This window comes from Acidovorax sp., assembly GCF_046341535.1.
GTDB lineage: Bacteria > Pseudomonadota > Gammaproteobacteria > Burkholderiales > Burkholderiaceae_C > Acidovorax.
This window is the reverse complement of the sequence record NZ_JBKDRI010000174.1, coordinates 1-15,900: the sequence shown is the minus strand read 5'-3', so window position 1 is coordinate 15,900 and position 15,900 is coordinate 1. Positions and strand designations below refer to the sequence as shown.

General features: G+C 66.0%; 12 protein-coding genes. 9 read left to right on the top strand and 3 right to left on the bottom strand.

The annotated features are described in order from the left end of the window. The first annotated feature begins 145 nt into the window (after positions 1-145). The 5 genes from ACK543_RS12880 to ACK543_RS12860 all read left to right on the top strand — a co-directional run bounded on the left by ACK543_RS12880 (position 146) and on the right by ACK543_RS12860 (position 5,450). Positions 146-1,507, top strand: coding sequence for an aspartate aminotransferase family protein (locus ACK543_RS12880; RefSeq protein WP_409943240.1), 1,362 nt, complete (start codon positions 146-148; stop codon positions 1,505-1,507). A 249-nt stretch (positions 1,508-1,756) separates the two neighbouring features. After that, positions 1,757-4,102: an NADP-dependent malic enzyme gene (locus tag ACK543_RS12875; protein WP_409943239.1), complete on the top strand. Its 2,346-nt coding sequence runs from the start codon at positions 1,757-1,759 to the stop codon at positions 4,100-4,102. A 153-nt stretch (positions 4,103-4,255) separates the two neighbouring features. Further along, entirely contained in the window at positions 4,256-4,663 is a 408-nt protein-coding gene (locus ACK543_RS12870) for a ribonuclease domain-containing protein (protein ID WP_409943238.1), read from the top strand. 152 nt (positions 4,664-4,815) lie between these two features. Then, positions 4,816-5,244 (top strand): barstar family protein, encoded by a 429-nt coding sequence (locus ACK543_RS12865; RefSeq protein ID WP_409943237.1) that lies wholly within the window; start codon positions 4,816-4,818, stop codon positions 5,242-5,244. Further along, the gene (locus tag ACK543_RS12860) at positions 5,223-5,450 is read left to right on the top strand and encodes a hypothetical protein (RefSeq protein ID WP_409943236.1); all 228 of its coding nucleotides are present in this window, start codon (positions 5,223-5,225) and stop codon (positions 5,448-5,450) included. The genes ACK543_RS12865 and ACK543_RS12860 overlap by 22 nt, the downstream gene beginning before the upstream one ends. 364 nt (positions 5,451-5,814) lie before the next feature. Here the strand turns inward: ACK543_RS12860 and rsmA are convergent, their stop codons facing one another. The 3 genes from rsmA to ACK543_RS12845 form a co-directional block, all read right to left on the bottom strand. Beyond that, entirely contained in the window at positions 5,815-6,594 is a 780-nt protein-coding gene (gene rsmA, locus ACK543_RS12855; RefSeq protein ID WP_409943235.1) for a 16S rRNA (adenine(1518)-N(6)/adenine(1519)-N(6))-dimethyltransferase RsmA, read from the bottom strand. Between the two features lie 182 nt (positions 6,595-6,776). Then, entirely contained in the window at positions 6,777-8,189 is a 1,413-nt protein-coding gene (locus tag ACK543_RS12850) for a peptidylprolyl isomerase (protein ID WP_409943256.1), read from the bottom strand. Between the two features lie 85 nt (positions 8,190-8,274). Beyond that, positions 8,275-10,584, bottom strand: coding sequence for an LPS-assembly protein LptD (locus ACK543_RS12845; protein WP_409943255.1), 2,310 nt, complete (start codon positions 10,582-10,584; stop codon positions 8,275-8,277). 200 nt (positions 10,585-10,784) lie between these two features. On the opposite strand from ACK543_RS12845, the gene ACK543_RS12840 reads away from it, so the two are divergent. From ACK543_RS12840 to ACK543_RS12825, 4 genes are all read left to right on the top strand, one after another. Beyond that, a complete protein-coding gene (locus ACK543_RS12840) occupies positions 10,785-11,960 on the top strand; it encodes an aminoglycoside phosphotransferase family protein (protein ID WP_409943234.1) in 1,176 nt (391 codons plus the stop codon). A gap of 100 nt (positions 11,961-12,060) precedes the next feature. Then, complete coding sequence (locus ACK543_RS12835) at positions 12,061-12,825, top strand: 16S rRNA (uracil(1498)-N(3))-methyltransferase (RefSeq protein WP_409943233.1); 765 nt, start codon at positions 12,061-12,063, stop codon at positions 12,823-12,825. A 350-nt stretch (positions 12,826-13,175) separates the two neighbouring features. Continuing rightward, positions 13,176-14,333, top strand: a complete 1,158-nt coding sequence (locus ACK543_RS12830) for a diguanylate cyclase domain-containing protein (protein WP_409943232.1) — start codon at positions 13,176-13,178, stop codon at positions 14,331-14,333. Between the two features lie 138 nt (positions 14,334-14,471). Beyond that, a complete protein-coding gene (locus ACK543_RS12825; protein ID WP_409943231.1) occupies positions 14,472-15,674 on the top strand; it encodes an MnmA/TRMU family protein in 1,203 nt (400 codons plus the stop codon). Positions 15,675-15,900 lie beyond the last annotated feature (226 nt).

Here is a 15,900-nt window from a genome sequence, read left to right as displayed (position 1 = left end):
ATTTTTACTTGCATAAATCGTCAAGTAAACATTGATATTGGAGTATTTGAGAGATTAACATCCGGCGCAACAATGAAGTGTCTTGCGCCCCGGTCTGCTGGGGTTGCCCGGCTTTTTTGGCCACTGCCTCGCCCTGGAGAACCCCATGAGCTTCGTCCATATCGAACAACCCGCCGCAGGCACCGAGGCCCCCCGCATGGACGCCGAGTGGCTGGAAGCCCACTGGATGCCCTACACCGGCAACCGCCAGTTCAAGGCCAACCCGCGCATCATCGTGGAGGGCAGCGGCGCCTACTACACCGACGCCGAAGGCCGCAAGATTTTTGACGGTCTCTCGGGCCTGTGGTGCGCGGGCCTGGGCCATGGCCGCCGCGAGATTGCCGAGGCCATTGGCAAGCAGGCCATGAAGCTGGACTATTCGCCAGGTTTCCAGTTCGGCCACCCGCTGTCGTTCGAGCTGGCCAACCGCATCAAGGACCTGATGCCCCAGGGGCTGGCCTATGTGTTCTTCACGGGTTCCGGATCTGAATCGGCCGACACCTCGCTCAAGATGGCGCGCGCCTACTGGCGCGCCAAGGGGCAAGCGAGCAAGACGCGCCTGATCGGCCGCGAAAAGGGCTACCACGGCGTGAACTTTGGCGGCATTTCGGTGGGCGGCATTGTGGCCAACCGCAAGCTGTTTGGTCAGGGCATCGAGGCCGACCACCTGCCCCACACCCAGCCGCCCGCAGGCTCCTTCCACAAAGGCATGCCGCCCACGGGCAAAGAGCTGGCCGATCGACTGCTGGAGGTGATTGCACTGCACGATGCGTCCAACATCGCGGCGGTGATCGTCGAGCCGTTCTCGGGCTCCGCCGGTGTGGTGATCCCACCCGTGGGCTACCTGCAGCGCCTGCGCGAGATCTGCACACAAAACAACATTTTGCTGATTTTTGACGAGGTGATCAGCGGTTTTGGCCGCAGCGGCGCTTGGACGGGCGCCGAGGCCTTTGGTGTGACGCCCGACATTCTGAACTTTGCCAAGCAGGTCACCAACGGCGCGCAGCCGCTGGGCGGCGTGGTGGCCACCGGGGAAATCTACAACACCTTCATGGCGGCGGGCGGCCCCGAGTACATGCTTGAATTCCCGCACGGCTACACCTACTCGGCCCACCCGGTGGCATGCGCGGCGGGCCTGGCGGCGCTGGACATTTTGCAAAACGAAGACATGATCGGCCGCGTGAAGGCGCTGGCCCCCTACTTTGAGCAGGCGGTGCATGGCCTCAAGGGGGCCAGGCATGTGGCCGACATTCGCAACTTTGGCCTGGCTGCGGGCTTCACGATCGCCCAGGTGCCCGGCGAGCCAGCCCGGCGCCCCTTCGAAATCGCCATGAACTGCTGGAAGAAGGGCTTTTACGTGCGCTACGGCGGCGACACCATCCAGCTGGCCCCGCCTTTCATCAGCACCCAGGCCGAGGTGGACCGCCTGGTCAGCGCCCTGGGCGACGCGCTGCACGAAACCGCCTGATAGCGCCCCCGGCGGCGCTGGAGCGTTTGCGCCGGGGCGACCGCGCCGCCAGCGCCACAGCGCAGCCGCCTGCCCACCGGCACGCGCGCCATGATGGGTGTGCATAAGGTCATAGCAGCCCTGAGTAAGCAGATTCGCGTACTAGGGTTTTCACGCGCGCCACCCTACAATCGCACACCCTTACAAACGCTGACAGCCGCACGCCGCCGTTGCGCACGGTGGCGCATCACCATGAGTTGGAGACACTGAATGCCCGAGAACACCCCGGCCCAGAACAATAACAATGACTCCGACAAGCGCGCCCAGCTGCGCCGCGCCGCTCTCGAGTACCACGAGTTTCCCAAGCCCGGCAAGCTGTCGATTGCGCCCACCAAGCAGATGATCAACCAGCACGACCTGGCGCTGGCCTACTCGCCTGGCGTGGCGGCCCCCTGCGAGGAAATCGTCAAAGACCCGGCCAACGCGTTTCGCTACACCTCGCGCGGCAACCTGGTGGCCGTGATCACCAACGGCACGGCGGTGCTGGGCCTGGGCGACATCGGCGCGCTGGCCTCCAAGCCGGTGATGGAGGGCAAAGCCGTGCTCTTCAAAAAGTTTGCCGGTGTCGATGTGTTTGACATCGAGATCGACGAGAAAGACCCCGCCAAGCTGGTGGAGGTGATTGCGGCGCTGGAGCCCACCTTCGGCGCGGTGAACCTGGAAGACATCAAGGCCCCCGACTGCTTCTACGTGGAGCGCGAGCTGCGCAAGCGCATGAAGATTCCGGTCTTTCATGACGACCAGCACGGCACGGCCATCACGGTGGCGGCGGCCATCGTGAATGCGCTCATGGTGGCCAACAAAAAGATTGAAGACGTCAAACTGGTCACCAGCGGTGCGGGTGCCGCAGCGCTGGCCTGCCTGAACCTGCTGCTCAAGGTGGGCGTGCAGCGCAAGAACGTGTTTGTGACCGACCTGGCCGGCGTGGTCTACGAGGGTCGCGAAGAACTGATGGATGACGACAAGCGCCAGTTCATGCAAAAAACCGACGCCCGAAAGCTGGCCGAGGTAATGGTTGGCGCCGACGTGTTCCTGGGCCTGTCGGCCGGCAACGTGCTCAAGCCCGAGGTGGTGGCCACCATGGCCGAGCGCCCGGTGATCTTCGCCCTGGCCAACCCCAATCCCGAGATCACGCCCGAGCTGGCGCACAGCGTGCGCAGCGACATCATCATGGCCACGGGGCGGTCGGATTACCCCAACCAGGTCAACAACGTTCTGTGCTTTCCGTACATCTTCCGCGGCGCGCTCGATTGCGGTGCAACCACCATCACCGATGAAATGGAGATTGCGGCCGTGCACGCCATCGCCGAACTCGCCCAGGCCGAGCAAAGCGAAGTGGTGGCCGCGGCCTATGTGGGCGAGAAGCTGACGTTCGGCCCCGAGTACCTGATCCCCAAGCCGTTCGATCCACGGCTGATGATCAAGATCGCGCCAGCCGTTGCCCAGGCCGCCATGGACAGCGGCGTGGCACAGCGCCCCATCGCCGACATGGACGCCTATCGCGACCGCCTGCAGACCTTTGTGTACGCATCGGGCACGACGATGAAGCCCATCTTTGATGCGGCGCGCAGTGCCACCAAAAAGCGTGTCGCCTACGCCGAAGGGGAAGAAGAACGCGTGCTGCGGGCCGCACAGATTGTGGTGGACGAGCGCGTGGCCCGCCCTACGCTCATCGGGCGTCCGGCCATCATCGCCCAGCGCATCGAAAAATTCGGCCTGCGCCTGAAGGAGGGCGTGGACTACGACGTGGTCAACACCGATTTCGACCACCGCTACAACGACTTCTGGCAGACCTACCACCGCATGACCGAGCGCAAGGGCATCACCCAGCAGGTCGCCAAGATCGAGATGCGCCGCCGCCTCACGCTGATCGGGGCCATGATGCTGCACAAGGGTGAGGTGGACGGGCTGATCTGCGGCACCTGGGGCACCACGGCCAACCACCTGATGTACATCGACCAGGTCATTGGCAAGCACGCCGGCGGCGCCACCAGCACCGCGCAGGACGTGCCGGTCTATGCCTGCATGAACGGCCTGTTGCTGCCCGGGCGCCAGGTGTTCCTGGTGGACACGCACGTCAACTACGACCCCAGCCCGCAGGAGCTGGCCGAGATCACGGCCCTGGCCGCCGAGGAAATGATGCGCTTTGGCATCAAACCCAAGGCCGCGCTGCTGTCGCATTCGAACTTTGGCACCAGCAACAACGCCAGCGCCGTCAAGATGCGCCAGACGCTGGAGCTGCTGCGCGAGCAAGCCCCGTGGCTTGAAGTGGACGGCGAAATGCACGGCGATGTCGCCCTGGACGGCAAGGCCCGCGCCGCCATCATGCCCTCCAGCGAACTGACCGGCGATGCGAACCTGCTGGTGTTCCCCAACATCGACGCGGCCAACATCGCATACAACCTGCTCAAAACGGCCGCCGGTGGCGGCATTGCCATCGGCCCGGTGCTGCTCGGTGCCGCCAAGCCGGTTCACATTCTTACCCCCAGCGCCACGGTGCGTCGTATTGTGAATATGACCGCGCTCACGGTGGCTGATGCAAACGTCTCCAGATAAGCCCTCTAAAGAAAGCAAGCGCTAACTTAGAGCCCTTGGACCCCCGTCAGCGTCTGCCCAATCCGTGAGCAAACGCTTGCTTTTTGGGGGGTGTTGAGCGACACTAGCGGCTCGAAATTTCGGGTTAACCCGTAGTTTCTGAAAGGTTCGTTGATGCTGAAGGCTATGGCCACCCGGGCGCGCAGGGCAGGGGTTTTGTGTGTGCTGGGTGTTGCAATCGCGCTGTCGCAAGGCGCGGTGCAGGCCCGACAAAACCCGTCTGGCGAAGGTTCCGTTCCCCCCATCACATTGGCCGAGTTGCCGCCCCAGGGGCGGGCAACCTACGCGCTGATCCATGAGGGCGGTCCCTTCCCTTACGAGAAGGATGGCACGGTTTTCGGCAATCGCGAGCGGTTGTTGCCCGGCAAGCAGCGGGGCTACTACCGCGAATACACCGTCAAAACACCAGGAGCGCGCAACCGGGGAGCCCGGCGCATTGTGTGTGGTGGCAAGCCCCGGACGCCGGATGTCTGCTACTACACGAGTGATCACTACGCCAGTTTTCGCGAGATCGTCCAATGATTCCCACGGCGGCGCAGGCCGATCCAGATCGCCTGGGTCGCCCAAGCTGCAACCGATGAATGAATGCCCCACCCGCAGGCCGACCAAGGCCAGCCTGCGAAGTGTCCTGAAAACCCGAGATTTGTGGATTTAACTTAGAAAGAGCAGCGGAGATGCAGACGCCACTTCGTAGTAAAGACCAGGAAACGCCGCTGCGCGGCGTTCGCACGAACATCGTGCAGTCCATTCGCGCATTCCGCGTGCAGGACCTGCAGGATGCAGCGACCGCCATGGGCCAACACTTCCTGTATGCCAATCTGGCCCACGCACAGTCCAAGCAGGATGTGCTGGACCTGATCGCGGCACAGTTCACCTTCCCGTCGCACTTCGGCAAGAACTTTGACGCGCTGTACGACTGCATGACCGACCCGCTGCACAAATCGGGGCCGCAGCCCGGGTTTATCGTGGTGCTCGAACACATTCCCGCCACGGGCAAGTTCGACAAGGAAGCGCGCGAGCAGTTGCTCGACATCTTCCGTGATGCGGCAGACTACTGGGGCGACCGCAAGATACCGTTCCGGTGTTTCTATTCTTTTCTGTAGCCCGTTCTGCATCCACCAGCCAAGCAGAACGGGCGAACGAGGCTCCTACCGGCACCAGCAGCACCAGCAGCAATGTCGAAGGTATCGCGATCCAGACAGAAGACGCCGCCGAAAAGATGCCGACCGACAAACTGGTCGATGTCTCTCCGATGGCGCTGCGCATGAGCAGCCCTTTCAATGCCAGTTACTGGCTGAGCGCCGCTTGAATCAGGGGGCATCCCCCTGAGGCGCTTTGCGCCTTCCCCCTTCCCCCTTCTCTCTGCGCGCTTCGCGCTCCGGGAAGGGGGACGACACCAGCGCGGCGGGGCGGCCCTTGCGCGGTGTCTCTGGCCTTGGGGCGTGCCAGTTGCAGAGGTTTAGGGCGAAATCGGGTGCTAGCGCTTGATTTGATTGACCTGAATGCTCTTGAATAAATAGCAAACCATCTGGTTGGCGGGGTTGTCTCCTGGCTTTGTGCTGAAGCCTGATCTGCCCCGCACGATGAGCGTCCGCATGGCCGTTGCGTCCGTCGGGTTTCGGCGCTCGGCGCTCGGCGCCCGAGCATGCTCCCCACACTCACTCCCCACCAGCTCAGCCGCACGCCTGCGCCAGGGCGATGTATTCGGTCACGGGCACCTCTTCGGCGCGGCGCTGGGTGTTGAATTCGCCGGCAAAGCCACGCGCCTCCAGCCAGCGGCCCAGGGTGTGGCGCAGCAGCTTGCGGCGCTGGCTGAAGGCCACCTGCACCAGTTCTTGCAGCAGCGGCACCGATACCGGGGCCGGTTCGGCGCGGGGCACCATGCGCACCACGGCGCTGTCCACGCGGGGGGGCGGGTCAAAGCTCTCGGGCGGCACGAACAGCACGTTCTCCATGGCATAGCGCCACTGCAGCATCACCGACAGGCGGCCGTAGTCAGCCGTGGCGGGGCTGGCAACCATGCGGTCGATCACTTCCTTTTGCAGCATGAAGTGCTGGTCTTGGACCACCGTCACATGGTCGAGAAGGTGAAAAAGGATGGGCGTGGAGATGTTGTAGGGCAGGTTGCCCACCACGCGCAGCTTCAGGCCGGACTGGCCCGCCTTGTCGCGCAGGGTTTGCGCCAGCGCGGTGAAGTCAACCTTCAGCACGTCCGACTCGATGACATCCAGCTGACCGTGCAGCCGAAGCCGCAAGGCCAGGTCGCGATCAAGTTCAATGACCGTGAGGCGCCCCAAGCGCTCGACCAGCGGCTGGGTGAGCGCCGCCAGGCCGGGCCCGATCTCGACCATGGGCTGACCGGGGCGTGGGTCAATGGCATCGACGATGCCGTCGATGATGGCGTGGTCCGACAGGAAATGCTGGCCGAAGCGCTTGCGGGGTATGTGTTTCATGCCATGGGCTCGCTGGTGGGTTCGATGTGCCGAGAGGCGGCATGCGAGCTATCCACGGGACGCCATCCATGCCCGTGGCCGCCGCGCACGGGCCGCGCTGGCGGCACCCCCCGTCCCGATTCGCGCAGCGATACGAAACAAGGGGGAAGGTGCGCAGCACCTCAGGGGGATGGGCGCCATCTTCACTGCGGCGGGTCGCGATATTCGACGTAGGCGCGACCACGCACTTCCTGCGCCCAGGTGGCATAGGCCTCGTCGAGTTTCTTGTCGCGCACGGCACTGCGCACCAGCTCGCGCTGTTCGCGCTGTGTGAGCTTGGCCTCGCGCCGCTCCAGCAACTGGATGAGGTGCACGCCGAAACGCGAGGCCAGGGGCTGGCTGATCTCGCCGGGCTTCAAGTCATCCAAGGCCTGCTCGAACTCGGGAACATAACGGCCGGGGTTGGCCCAGCCGAGGTTGCCGCCGTCCTTGGCGCTGCCGTCCTGCGAATGCTCGCGCGCCAGGGCCGCAAAGTCGGCCTGACCCGCCAGGATGCGGCGGCGATAGTCGGCCAGGCGCGCGGCCGCCGCCGTTTCAGACAACTGTGGGCCCGTGCGCAGCAGGATGTGGCGGGCATTGCTTTGCACCACCGTGCTGGGCAGGCCCGCAGTGACCCGCTCGACCACCTTGAGCACATGAAAACCGGCTGGCGAACGCACCGGGCCGACGATGCTGCCCACCGGCTGGCCCAGGGTGGACGCAACAAAAAGTTCGGGGTACCGATCGGCCGGGCGCAGGCCCAGCAGACCGCCCGCGCGCTGGGCTTCGGGCGCATCCGAGAATTCACGCGCCACGGCGGCAAATTCTTCACCACTGCGCGCCTTGTCAGCGGCGCGCTGCGCCTTGGCCTGGCGCTCGGCCACCACTGCGGGCGAGGCGTTTTCCGGCACCAGCACCAGCACATGGCCGAGGTTGATTTCCATGGCCGACACATCGGTGCCCTTGTCCTGATCGCGCAGGAACTGGTCGATATCCTGGTCGGAGACCTTCAAGCGCGACTCGACTTCGCGCTCGCGCAGCTTTTGCTGCAGCAACTGGTTGCGCAGCTCTTCGCGAAAAAGGTCCTTGCTGATGCCGTCGCGGGCCAGGCGGCGGTAAATATCGTCCACCGACATGCCGTTTTGCTTGGCCACCTGTTGCTCGGCCTGCGTGACGGCGAAATCATCCGCCTTGATCCCGGTCTCGCGCGCCAGCTGCAACTGCGCGCGCTCCAGGATGAGCCGCTCCAGCACCTCGCGGGCCAGCAGGTCACCGGGTGGCATGGCTCCCCCCTGCTGGGCCAGTTGCGCCTGGGCGCGCGCCACGCGCAAGCGCACTTCGTTGTTGGTGATGGGCTCGGAATTGACCACAGCCACGATGAAATCGGCCTCCCGAGGGGCTGTGGAAACCGGCGCGTTGGCCGCAGGCACGGTGACCGCCGGGCCCGGCGCAGGCCGGGACAACCCGGCACCGGAGGGCGAGGTCGACGGACGAAGCCCCTGCGCGGCCGCGCCCTGCGCAACGGCGACAGCAGCCAGGGTGGCCCACAAGGCGAGGGCAAATGCGCGGTGTTTCATCATGGTGTGTGACATAGGAGGCCGTCAAACGTTTCCGGCGGAATCAAGGGCTGATCAAAGGGCTTGCAGGGCACGTTGACGGGCCCTAGTCGTAGTTGGAGAACCGGCTGGGCGCCGGTGCCTGCTGGCGCAGGTACTGGTAGTTCGGCACGTGCTGCTTGAGCGTCTCCAGCGGGCTGGCCCCCAGGCTCAGGCGCGAGAAGCCGACAAACTCGATCTGGAACAGCAACCGCGTGTTGGAGGTGGTTACGCTGCTTTGCAGCCGCTCGAGCACCACGCGGCCGATCCAGCAGCAGCTGTCGTACTCAAAGCCGACGATGGTGTTCACCAGCTTGCGGTCCTGCAGGCTGTAGTCCAGGCGGCCCACGCTGTACCAGCGGCCACTGCCCTGACCCTGGCCGGGTCGGGCCTCGGCTGAGCCTTTGTCGCCGCCCCACAGCGCGCTCAGCGGCCATTGCCAGCCGATATCGATCTGCTCGCTGGTGCCGCGTTGCAGGCGATAGGCCGCGCTGATGGTGCGAAAACTGCCGGGGGTGTAGCGCGCGCCGATGGTCGAGCGGATGGAGCGGCCCGTCTTGGGGTTGTACTGCACCGTGGAGTCAAAGCCCCACTGCGGCGTCCAGGAGATGGCGGCGCCCAGCAGCAGGTCCGACAGGCGCTCGCTCACCGGGGACGCCCCGGGCAGAACCACCCGCTGGTCGGTAAAGCGCAGGCGCTGCGCCACGCCAAAGCGCGCGGCTTGCGCGCCGGTGGCGGGATCGAACAGCCGCGTGGACACGCCCAGCGTGAGCAGGTTGTTGTCGGCCAGACGGTCGTTACCGCCATAGGCGTTCTCGGTGTAGATGGTGGCGAAATTGAAATCGTTGGCGGCCGTGTCGTACACGGGCAGGCGGCTCTGGTCGCTAAAGGGCGTGTAGGTGTAGAAGGCCCGCGGCTCCAGCGTCTGCACCAAGGCGCGGCCAAAGTAGCTGGCGTCGCGCTCGAACACCAGCCCGCTGTCCAGGCTGAAGGTGGGCAGTGCGCGGGCAGCCGAGCGATCGCCGTTGCCCAGTGGCGTGTCGAACTGGTATTGCGTGGCATGCAACTGCAGCCGGGGTGTGACAAATCCGCCGGGCGACAGAAAGGGGCGGCTGACCTGGGCCATGGCATAGCTGCGGTTGGCATTGGGCTGGCCGGTGAGCTGGCGCGCAGCCTGAAAGCGCGTGGTGTCCAGCTCCACACTGGCATCGAAACCGCCGCCCAGCTGTGAAGGCGCATAGCGCCACTGCAACTGCGGCAGCCGGTCGTATGGCGGCACGATGGGCGCGCTCACGTCTTGCAGGGTTTGCCACTTGAGCGTGCGCACCGTGGCCGACATGTCGCTGGCGCCCCACGAGAGGATCGCGTCCGACGGAAGCAGCCGCTGGCGCAGGGCCTCCGCAGCGCGGCTAAAGTCTCGCCAGTAGTTGTCGTCACTCACACGGTTGACGTTCAGGTTCAGGCCCAGCCCGCCGAAGTCGGTGTCCATCGCGCCCTGGTGCTGAGCCGAAACGCTCCAGCGCGTGCGGTCGCGCAGCCGGTCAGAAGGCATCACGTCACCGCTGATCTGCCCGCGGTAATCAGGCTCCAGGTAGCGGAATTCGCCGCCCAGGTTGGCCCCGCGCTTGGTCATCAGCGCCGCCCGCAGCGTGGCATCGCGATTGGGCGCGATGTTCCAGTAATAAGGCTGCAGGTAGGCCGGGCCGTCGCGGCTGTCCAGCCCGATGGTGGGGGGCAGCAGACCGGACTTGCGCTTGTCCGACAGCGGAAAGGTGATGGAGGGGATGGGCAGCAACGGCACGCCCTTGAACTCCAGCACGGCGTTCTGTGCCGTACCCACCTGCTCTTGGTTGTCCAGGTGAATCGTGCCTGCACGCAGCACCCAGTCGGGCTGCCAACTGGCCTCGTTGCCGCGCTCGCAGGTGGTGTAGCTGCCCGCATGCACCACGGAGCGGTCTTGGTCAATAAAGTCCACCCGGGTGGCCTCGCCGTGGGCACCGTTGGCCAGGAACCGGTAGCGCGCATCGCTGAAGAAGCCTTCAAACGCATCCACGCGCAGTTCCAGCGCCGTGCCCTCGTACACATTACCTGCGCGGTTGATGCGCACCCGGCCCTGAGCGCGGGCCAGGTCCTCGGGCACGTTGTAGTCCAGCCGGTCGGCGCGGATCACCGTGTCGCCACGGCGCAGCTCGGCGTTGCCCTCGACCACCGCGTTCAGGTCGGTCTGGCCTTCGATCCGGTCGCCGCGCACGAACACCGGCAGTTGCGAGCGCACTGAATCCGGAATCTTGTCCTGCAGCAAGGGCGAACTGCGCAGCGCGGGCGGGGAGCCCGCATCCTGCGCGTGAACCAGCGGCAACCCGCACCACGCCAGCATCACCGCGCAGACCACGGCGCCAGGCGCGAGCGGCCGCGGGCCAGCAGGCGCCGCACCCCCGGCAGGCAGTGCCCGCAGGAGCGAGGGATGCGCGGCGGGTGGCTGGTGACGGTGCACGTGGGACAGAAGGGGCAACTCAGGCACAGGAAGCGGCATCCAGCGCGGCTGCACCGGGACGGATTTGTAAAATCGGATTATCCATGAGCCACCCCGCCCCACCCCCGCCCTGCGGCCTGCCTTCGGGCGTCGCGTCCACCGCCCCCTGCGCCGCACGGGTCACCTGGTCCGATCCCGCCCGCAAGGCAGCCTTTGAGACCTGGCTTGGGCCTTTGGTGCACACCCACCAGTTGCTGCCTGCCAGCCTGCGGCCGGCCTCGGCGGACGCCAGCTTTCGGCGTTACTTGCGCATCGACAGTGCTACGGGCGTCAGCCGCATCGTGATGGATGCGCCACCGGACAAAGAGAACTGCGCGCCCTTTGTACAGGTGCAGGCGCTGATGGCTGCGGCAGGCCTGAACGTGCCTGACATCCTGGCGTGGGACCCGGCAGGCGGGTTCATGCTGCTGTCCGACCTGGGCAGCCAAACGCTGATCGAATTGCTGGACCCGGCCAAGCCCCAGGACGCCTACGCCTGGTACCAGCAGGCCACTGACGTGCTGCTGCGCTGGCAAACCTCGTCGCAGCCCGGCGTGCTGCCCGCCTACGACGAAGCCCTGCTGCGCCGCGAACTCGCGCTGTTTCCCGACTGGTACCTGGGCCAGCACCGCGGCGTCACGCTCGACGCCACGCAACAGTCCACGCTGCAAAGCGCCTTCAGCGCCATCGTGGCACACAACCTGGCCGCGCCCAGCGTGTACGTGCACCGCGACTTCATGACCCGTAATCTCATGGCACCCACGCTCCCCGAGGGGGCGCTCGCCGCCTTGGGGCGGCCCGGCGGGCAGCCGCTGGGCGTGCTCGACTTCCAGGATGCCGTCTATGGCCCCATCACGTACGACATCGCCAGCCTGATGCGCGACGCCTTCATCAGCTGGGAGGAAGAATTTGTCATCGACATCACCGTGCGTTACTGGGAAAAGGCACGCAGGGCCGGTCTGCTGGGTGCCCGCAGCGCCAGCGGCTGGGGCGATGACTTTGGCGAGTTCTACCGCGCAGTCGAATGGATGGGCCTGCAGCGCCACCTGAAGGTCGCCGGTATCTTTGCGCGCCTGACGCTGCGCGACGGCAAGCCCAAATACCTGGCCGATGCGCCCCGCTTCCTGGGCTACATCCGGGCCACGGCCAACCGCTACCGGCAGCTTGGGCCGCTGCTCAAGATGCTCGACCAGATCGAAGGCACCGAACCGGTCACGGGCTTTGCCTACGGCCGGATGTGACCGCACATCACTGCGCGCCGCCCGCGCGGCCTCCATTACCAACAAAAACAGGCTGTTGCGCTTGCTAGGTAAGACAAGATAGCTATTTATTTTATAGCAAATGCCCCGTTTTCACTGCCCTGCCGCCCTGGCCACCGGCACCGCGCTGGACCTGCCCGCCAGCGCCGCCCGCCATGTGCAGGTGCTGCGCCTGCAGCCGGGCGACGCCATCACGCTCTTTGATGGCGGCATGGTGCCCAACAGCCCGGGCGGTGAATTCCAAGCCACGGTGGTCCACATGGGCCGCAGCGACGTTCGGGTGCGCGTCGGCGCCCACCACGCCATCGAGCGCGAAGCCGCGCGCGCCGTGCACCTGCTGGCCGGTATCACCGCCAACGAGCGCATGGACTGGCTGGTGGAAAAAGCCACCGAACTGGGCGTGGCCAGCATCACGCCGCTGATGGCCGAGCGCAGCGTGCTCAAGCTGCGGGGCGAGCGCGCCGACAAGAAGATCGCCCACTGGCAGGCCGTGGCCATCGCGGCCGCCGAGCAGTGCGGCCGCAACCGCGTGCCGCTGGTGCATCCGGCAGTGGACCTGGCCAGTGGGGTGCGCCACCCGGGCGCAGCCACGGGCCACGATGCGGCGGCACCGGCGCAGCGACTGTTGCTGTCGCTGCGCGCAGGCGCGGTACCGCTGCACACGGCGGTGGCCGCGCAAGGGGCCACGCGGGCCGTGCTGTTCCTGTCGGGCCCGGAAGGCGGCCTGAGCGCTGCCGAAGAAGCCTTGGCCGCAGACCACGGCTTTGCGCCCATCACGCTGGGGCCCCGCGTGCTGCGCGCTGAAACCGCCCCGCTGGCGGCGCTGGCGGCCCTGGTGCTTTCCTGATGGTTTTGCGGCTGGGCCGGACCGAAAAGCGTGGGCGCTGCGCTAGCGTGACGCTCGGATGCGCTGGGCAACGCCCCTACCCCATGAAGGTGGTAGACGCGCACCCCCAACTTCGGTATCGTCAGCGCGGGCATGACCTTCACGCACCTACTTTATGCATCACGTCCGGGCAACGCGGCGGTGGCGCCCGGCTGCCCCGGCTTCGTCAGCAACACGGGCCCGACACCCTCTTTGGCCACTGCCACGTCGGCGCGGTCAGGCCCCAGCCCCTTCACCGCGCTTGCAGCCGGTGCACAGGCCCTGCTGCGCAACGTCACCCCTGAACTGCAGCGGCCATGCTGCTTGCGGGCATGAGACATCCCCTGGCCCTTGCGTGGCGGCGCATCCTTGATGTGGCCCTGTCCACCGACCCGCAGCGCCGCGTGCTGATGAGCATGTCCCTGCTGGCGCTGCTGATCATGGCCAGCAGTGCCGGCGTGTTGCTGCTGCTGGCCGAAGCGACCGAGACCATGAACGTGACGTCAGTGCGCTGGTGGGCTGGCCTGTCGGTGGCCGGGCTGCTGGTGTTAAGCCTGCTGGTGCGCTTCGATCAAGCGGCCAGGCTGGGCGACCCATCACTCACCGTGGCGCAGATGGTGTGGGCCATCACCAGCGGCGCCGTGGCGTACGTGCTGGCAGGCGAGGCGCGGGGCATCGTGCCCAGCTTGCTAGCCATGATCCTGTTTTTTGGCACCTTTGCACTCACCACGGCCGAGGTGATCGGCATCGGCATGTATGCGCTGGCCGCGTTCGGCTGCGCTATTGCGGTGTGCGCGCGCTTGAACGCCAGCACGTCGGGCTACATCGAGACCGCCTACGCGCTGATGGTGCTCATCGTGCTGGGCGGCTGCATTGCGCTGAACCTGCGCATCCACCGCATCCGATTGAAACTGCAGCGCCAGCGCGAAGCCCTGGCCGATGCCCTGGCCGTCAACCGCGAACTGGCCACGCGCGATGACCTGACCGGGCTGCTCAACCGCCGCGCCATGCAAGACCTGATAACGCTGGAGCAGCGCCGTGCGCTACGCACCGGCCGGCCGCTCATGCTGGCGCAGCTGGACATTGACCACTTCAAGCCCATCAACGACACGCACGGCCATTCGACCGGGGACCGTGCCTTGCAGGCCTTTGCCAGCACGGTGCGCGCCTGCGTGCGCGACACCGACGTGCTGGCCCGCTGGGGTGGCGAAGAGTTCGTGCTGATGCTGGCCGAAACCAGCCCAGAGGATGCCCGCGACCTGCTGGACCGCGTGCGCCAGGAGGTCGCGCAATTGGCGATACCGCACGCCAACGGCGTGCTGCACCTGACCGTGTCGGCAGGGCTGGCACAGCACCGCGCGGAAGACAGCATCGACCACACGCTGGAACGGGCCGACCAGGCCCTGTACACCGCCAAGGCGCTGGGTCGCAACCGGGTGGTGATGGCACCCCCTGGCAAGCCCGGCACGGGCATCGGTGCACGGGCTTGAGCGCGGCCGTCGGCACGCGGCTATGCCCCCACTCGGCACATCAACCAGCAGCATCGGCCACGTCCCGCTCCAGCGCCACCATGCCGGTGCAGGCATCGCCCGCGTGGTGCCACGGGCACCAAAAATACAATCAGGCCCATGACAGCAAGCACCAAACACCGCGTCGTCGTCGGTCTGTCGGGCGGCGTGGATTCGGCCGTGACCGCCTACCTCCTGAAGCAGCAGGGCCACGAGGTGGTCGGCATCTTCATGAAGAACTGGGAAGACGACGACGATAACGAGTATTGCTCGTCCAACGTCGATTTCGTGGATGCCGCGGCTGTGGCCGATGTGATCGGCATCGAGATCGAACACGTGAACTTTGCAGCCGACTACAAGGACCGGGTGTTTGCCGAGTTCCTGCGCGAGTACCAGGCCGGCCGCACCCCCAACCCCGATGTGCTGTGCAACGCCGAGATCAAGTTCAAGGCGTTTCTCGACCACGCCATGCGGCTGGGGGCCGAGAAGATCGCCACCGGGCATTACGCCAGGGTGCGCCGCGTTGCGGCCGGCACGGGCTCCATGCCCCAGGGGCATGACACGATGGCATCGCGCGCGACCGCGCAGGATCTCGCCCCGGTCAGCGCCCCGGACCCGCATTGGCGGTACGAGCTGCTCAAGGGGCTCGATCCGGCCAAGGACCAGAGCTACTTTCTGCACCGCCTCAACCAGGCCCAACTGGCCAAGACGCTGTTCCCCGTGGGCGAGCTGCACAAGACCGAGGTGCGCCGCATCGCGCAAGAGATCCATCTGCCCAACGCGCGCAAGAAGGACTCCACCGGCATCTGCTTCATCGGCGAGCGGCCGTTTCGCGAGTTTCTGAACCGCTACATCAGACACGCGCCCGGCCCCATCGAGGACGAGCGCGGCCGCCGGGTGGGGCGGCATGTGGGGCTGTCGTTTTACACGCTGGGCCAGCGCCAGGGCCTGGGCATTGGCGGCATCAAGGAAAAGGGCGCGCAGCGCGGCGGCGGCGAGCACGCGCCCTGGTTCGTGGCCCGCAAAGATGTGGCCCGCAACACCCTGCAGGTGGTGCAGGGGCATGACCACCCCTGGCTGCTGTCACACCGCCTGACGGCGCACAATGCCAGCTGGTGCGCAGGCCACGCGCCCGCGCCCGGGGCCTATGCCGCCAAAACGCGCTACCGCCAGCAGGATGCCGCCTGCACGCTGGCCGCCGCCCCTGAAGGCTTTGCGCTGCAGTTCCCCCAGGCCCAGTGGGCCGTGACGCCCGGGCAGAGCGCCGTGCTGTACGACGGTGACGTGTGCCTGGGCGGCGGGGTGATTGCGGCCATGGAGTGACCCTAAAAACGGCAGTTGACCGCTTGTCATCTTGCCGCACACCGCGTGGACTCGGGCCTTGGGTTGTTTTTGCAGCCTCACCTTTGGGGTGACAGCGCTATGCACTTGCCAGCACCGCTTTTGGAGCGCCATGCGGTGTTGCTTCTCCTTGCCTGGCGCCCCAAAAGCAGCGCTGGCAAATGCATCCAACTGCCGTTTTTAGGGTGACCCGGGCGCGCATCAGCAC

What these genes read in the sequence shown, in the direction of transcription:
- ACK543_RS12825 (WP_409943231.1), top strand. Translation starts at nt 14,472, where the DNA reads ATGACAGCAAGCACCAAACACCGCGTCGTCGTCGGTCTGTCGGGCGGC.
- ACK543_RS12865 (WP_409943237.1), top strand. Translation starts at nt 4,816, where the DNA reads ATGCAGACGCCACTTCGTAGTAAAGACCAGGAAACGCCGCTGCGCGGC.
- ACK543_RS12835 (WP_409943233.1), top strand. Translation starts at nt 12,061, where the DNA reads ATGCCCCGTTTTCACTGCCCTGCCGCCCTGGCCACCGGCACCGCGCTG.
- ACK543_RS12880 (WP_409943240.1), top strand. Translation starts at nt 146, where the DNA reads ATGAGCTTCGTCCATATCGAACAACCCGCCGCAGGCACCGAGGCCCCC.
- ACK543_RS12875 (WP_409943239.1), top strand. Translation starts at nt 1,757, where the DNA reads ATGCCCGAGAACACCCCGGCCCAGAACAATAACAATGACTCCGACAAG.
- ACK543_RS12840 (WP_409943234.1), top strand. Translation starts at nt 10,785, where the DNA reads ATGAGCCACCCCGCCCCACCCCCGCCCTGCGGCCTGCCTTCGGGCGTC.
- ACK543_RS12830 (WP_409943232.1), top strand. Translation starts at nt 13,176, where the DNA reads ATGAGACATCCCCTGGCCCTTGCGTGGCGGCGCATCCTTGATGTGGCC.
- rsmA (WP_409943235.1), bottom strand. Translation starts at nt 6,594, where the DNA reads ATGAAACACATACCCCGCAAGCGCTTCGGCCAGCATTTCCTGTCGGAC.
- ACK543_RS12870 (WP_409943238.1), top strand. Translation starts at nt 4,256, where the DNA reads ATGCTGAAGGCTATGGCCACCCGGGCGCGCAGGGCAGGGGTTTTGTGT.
- ACK543_RS12845 (WP_409943255.1), bottom strand. Translation starts at nt 10,584, where the DNA reads ATGCTGGCGTGGTGCGGGTTGCCGCTGGTTCACGCGCAGGATGCGGGC.
- ACK543_RS12850 (WP_409943256.1), bottom strand. Translation starts at nt 8,189, where the DNA reads ATGAAACACCGCGCATTTGCCCTCGCCTTGTGGGCCACCCTGGCTGCT.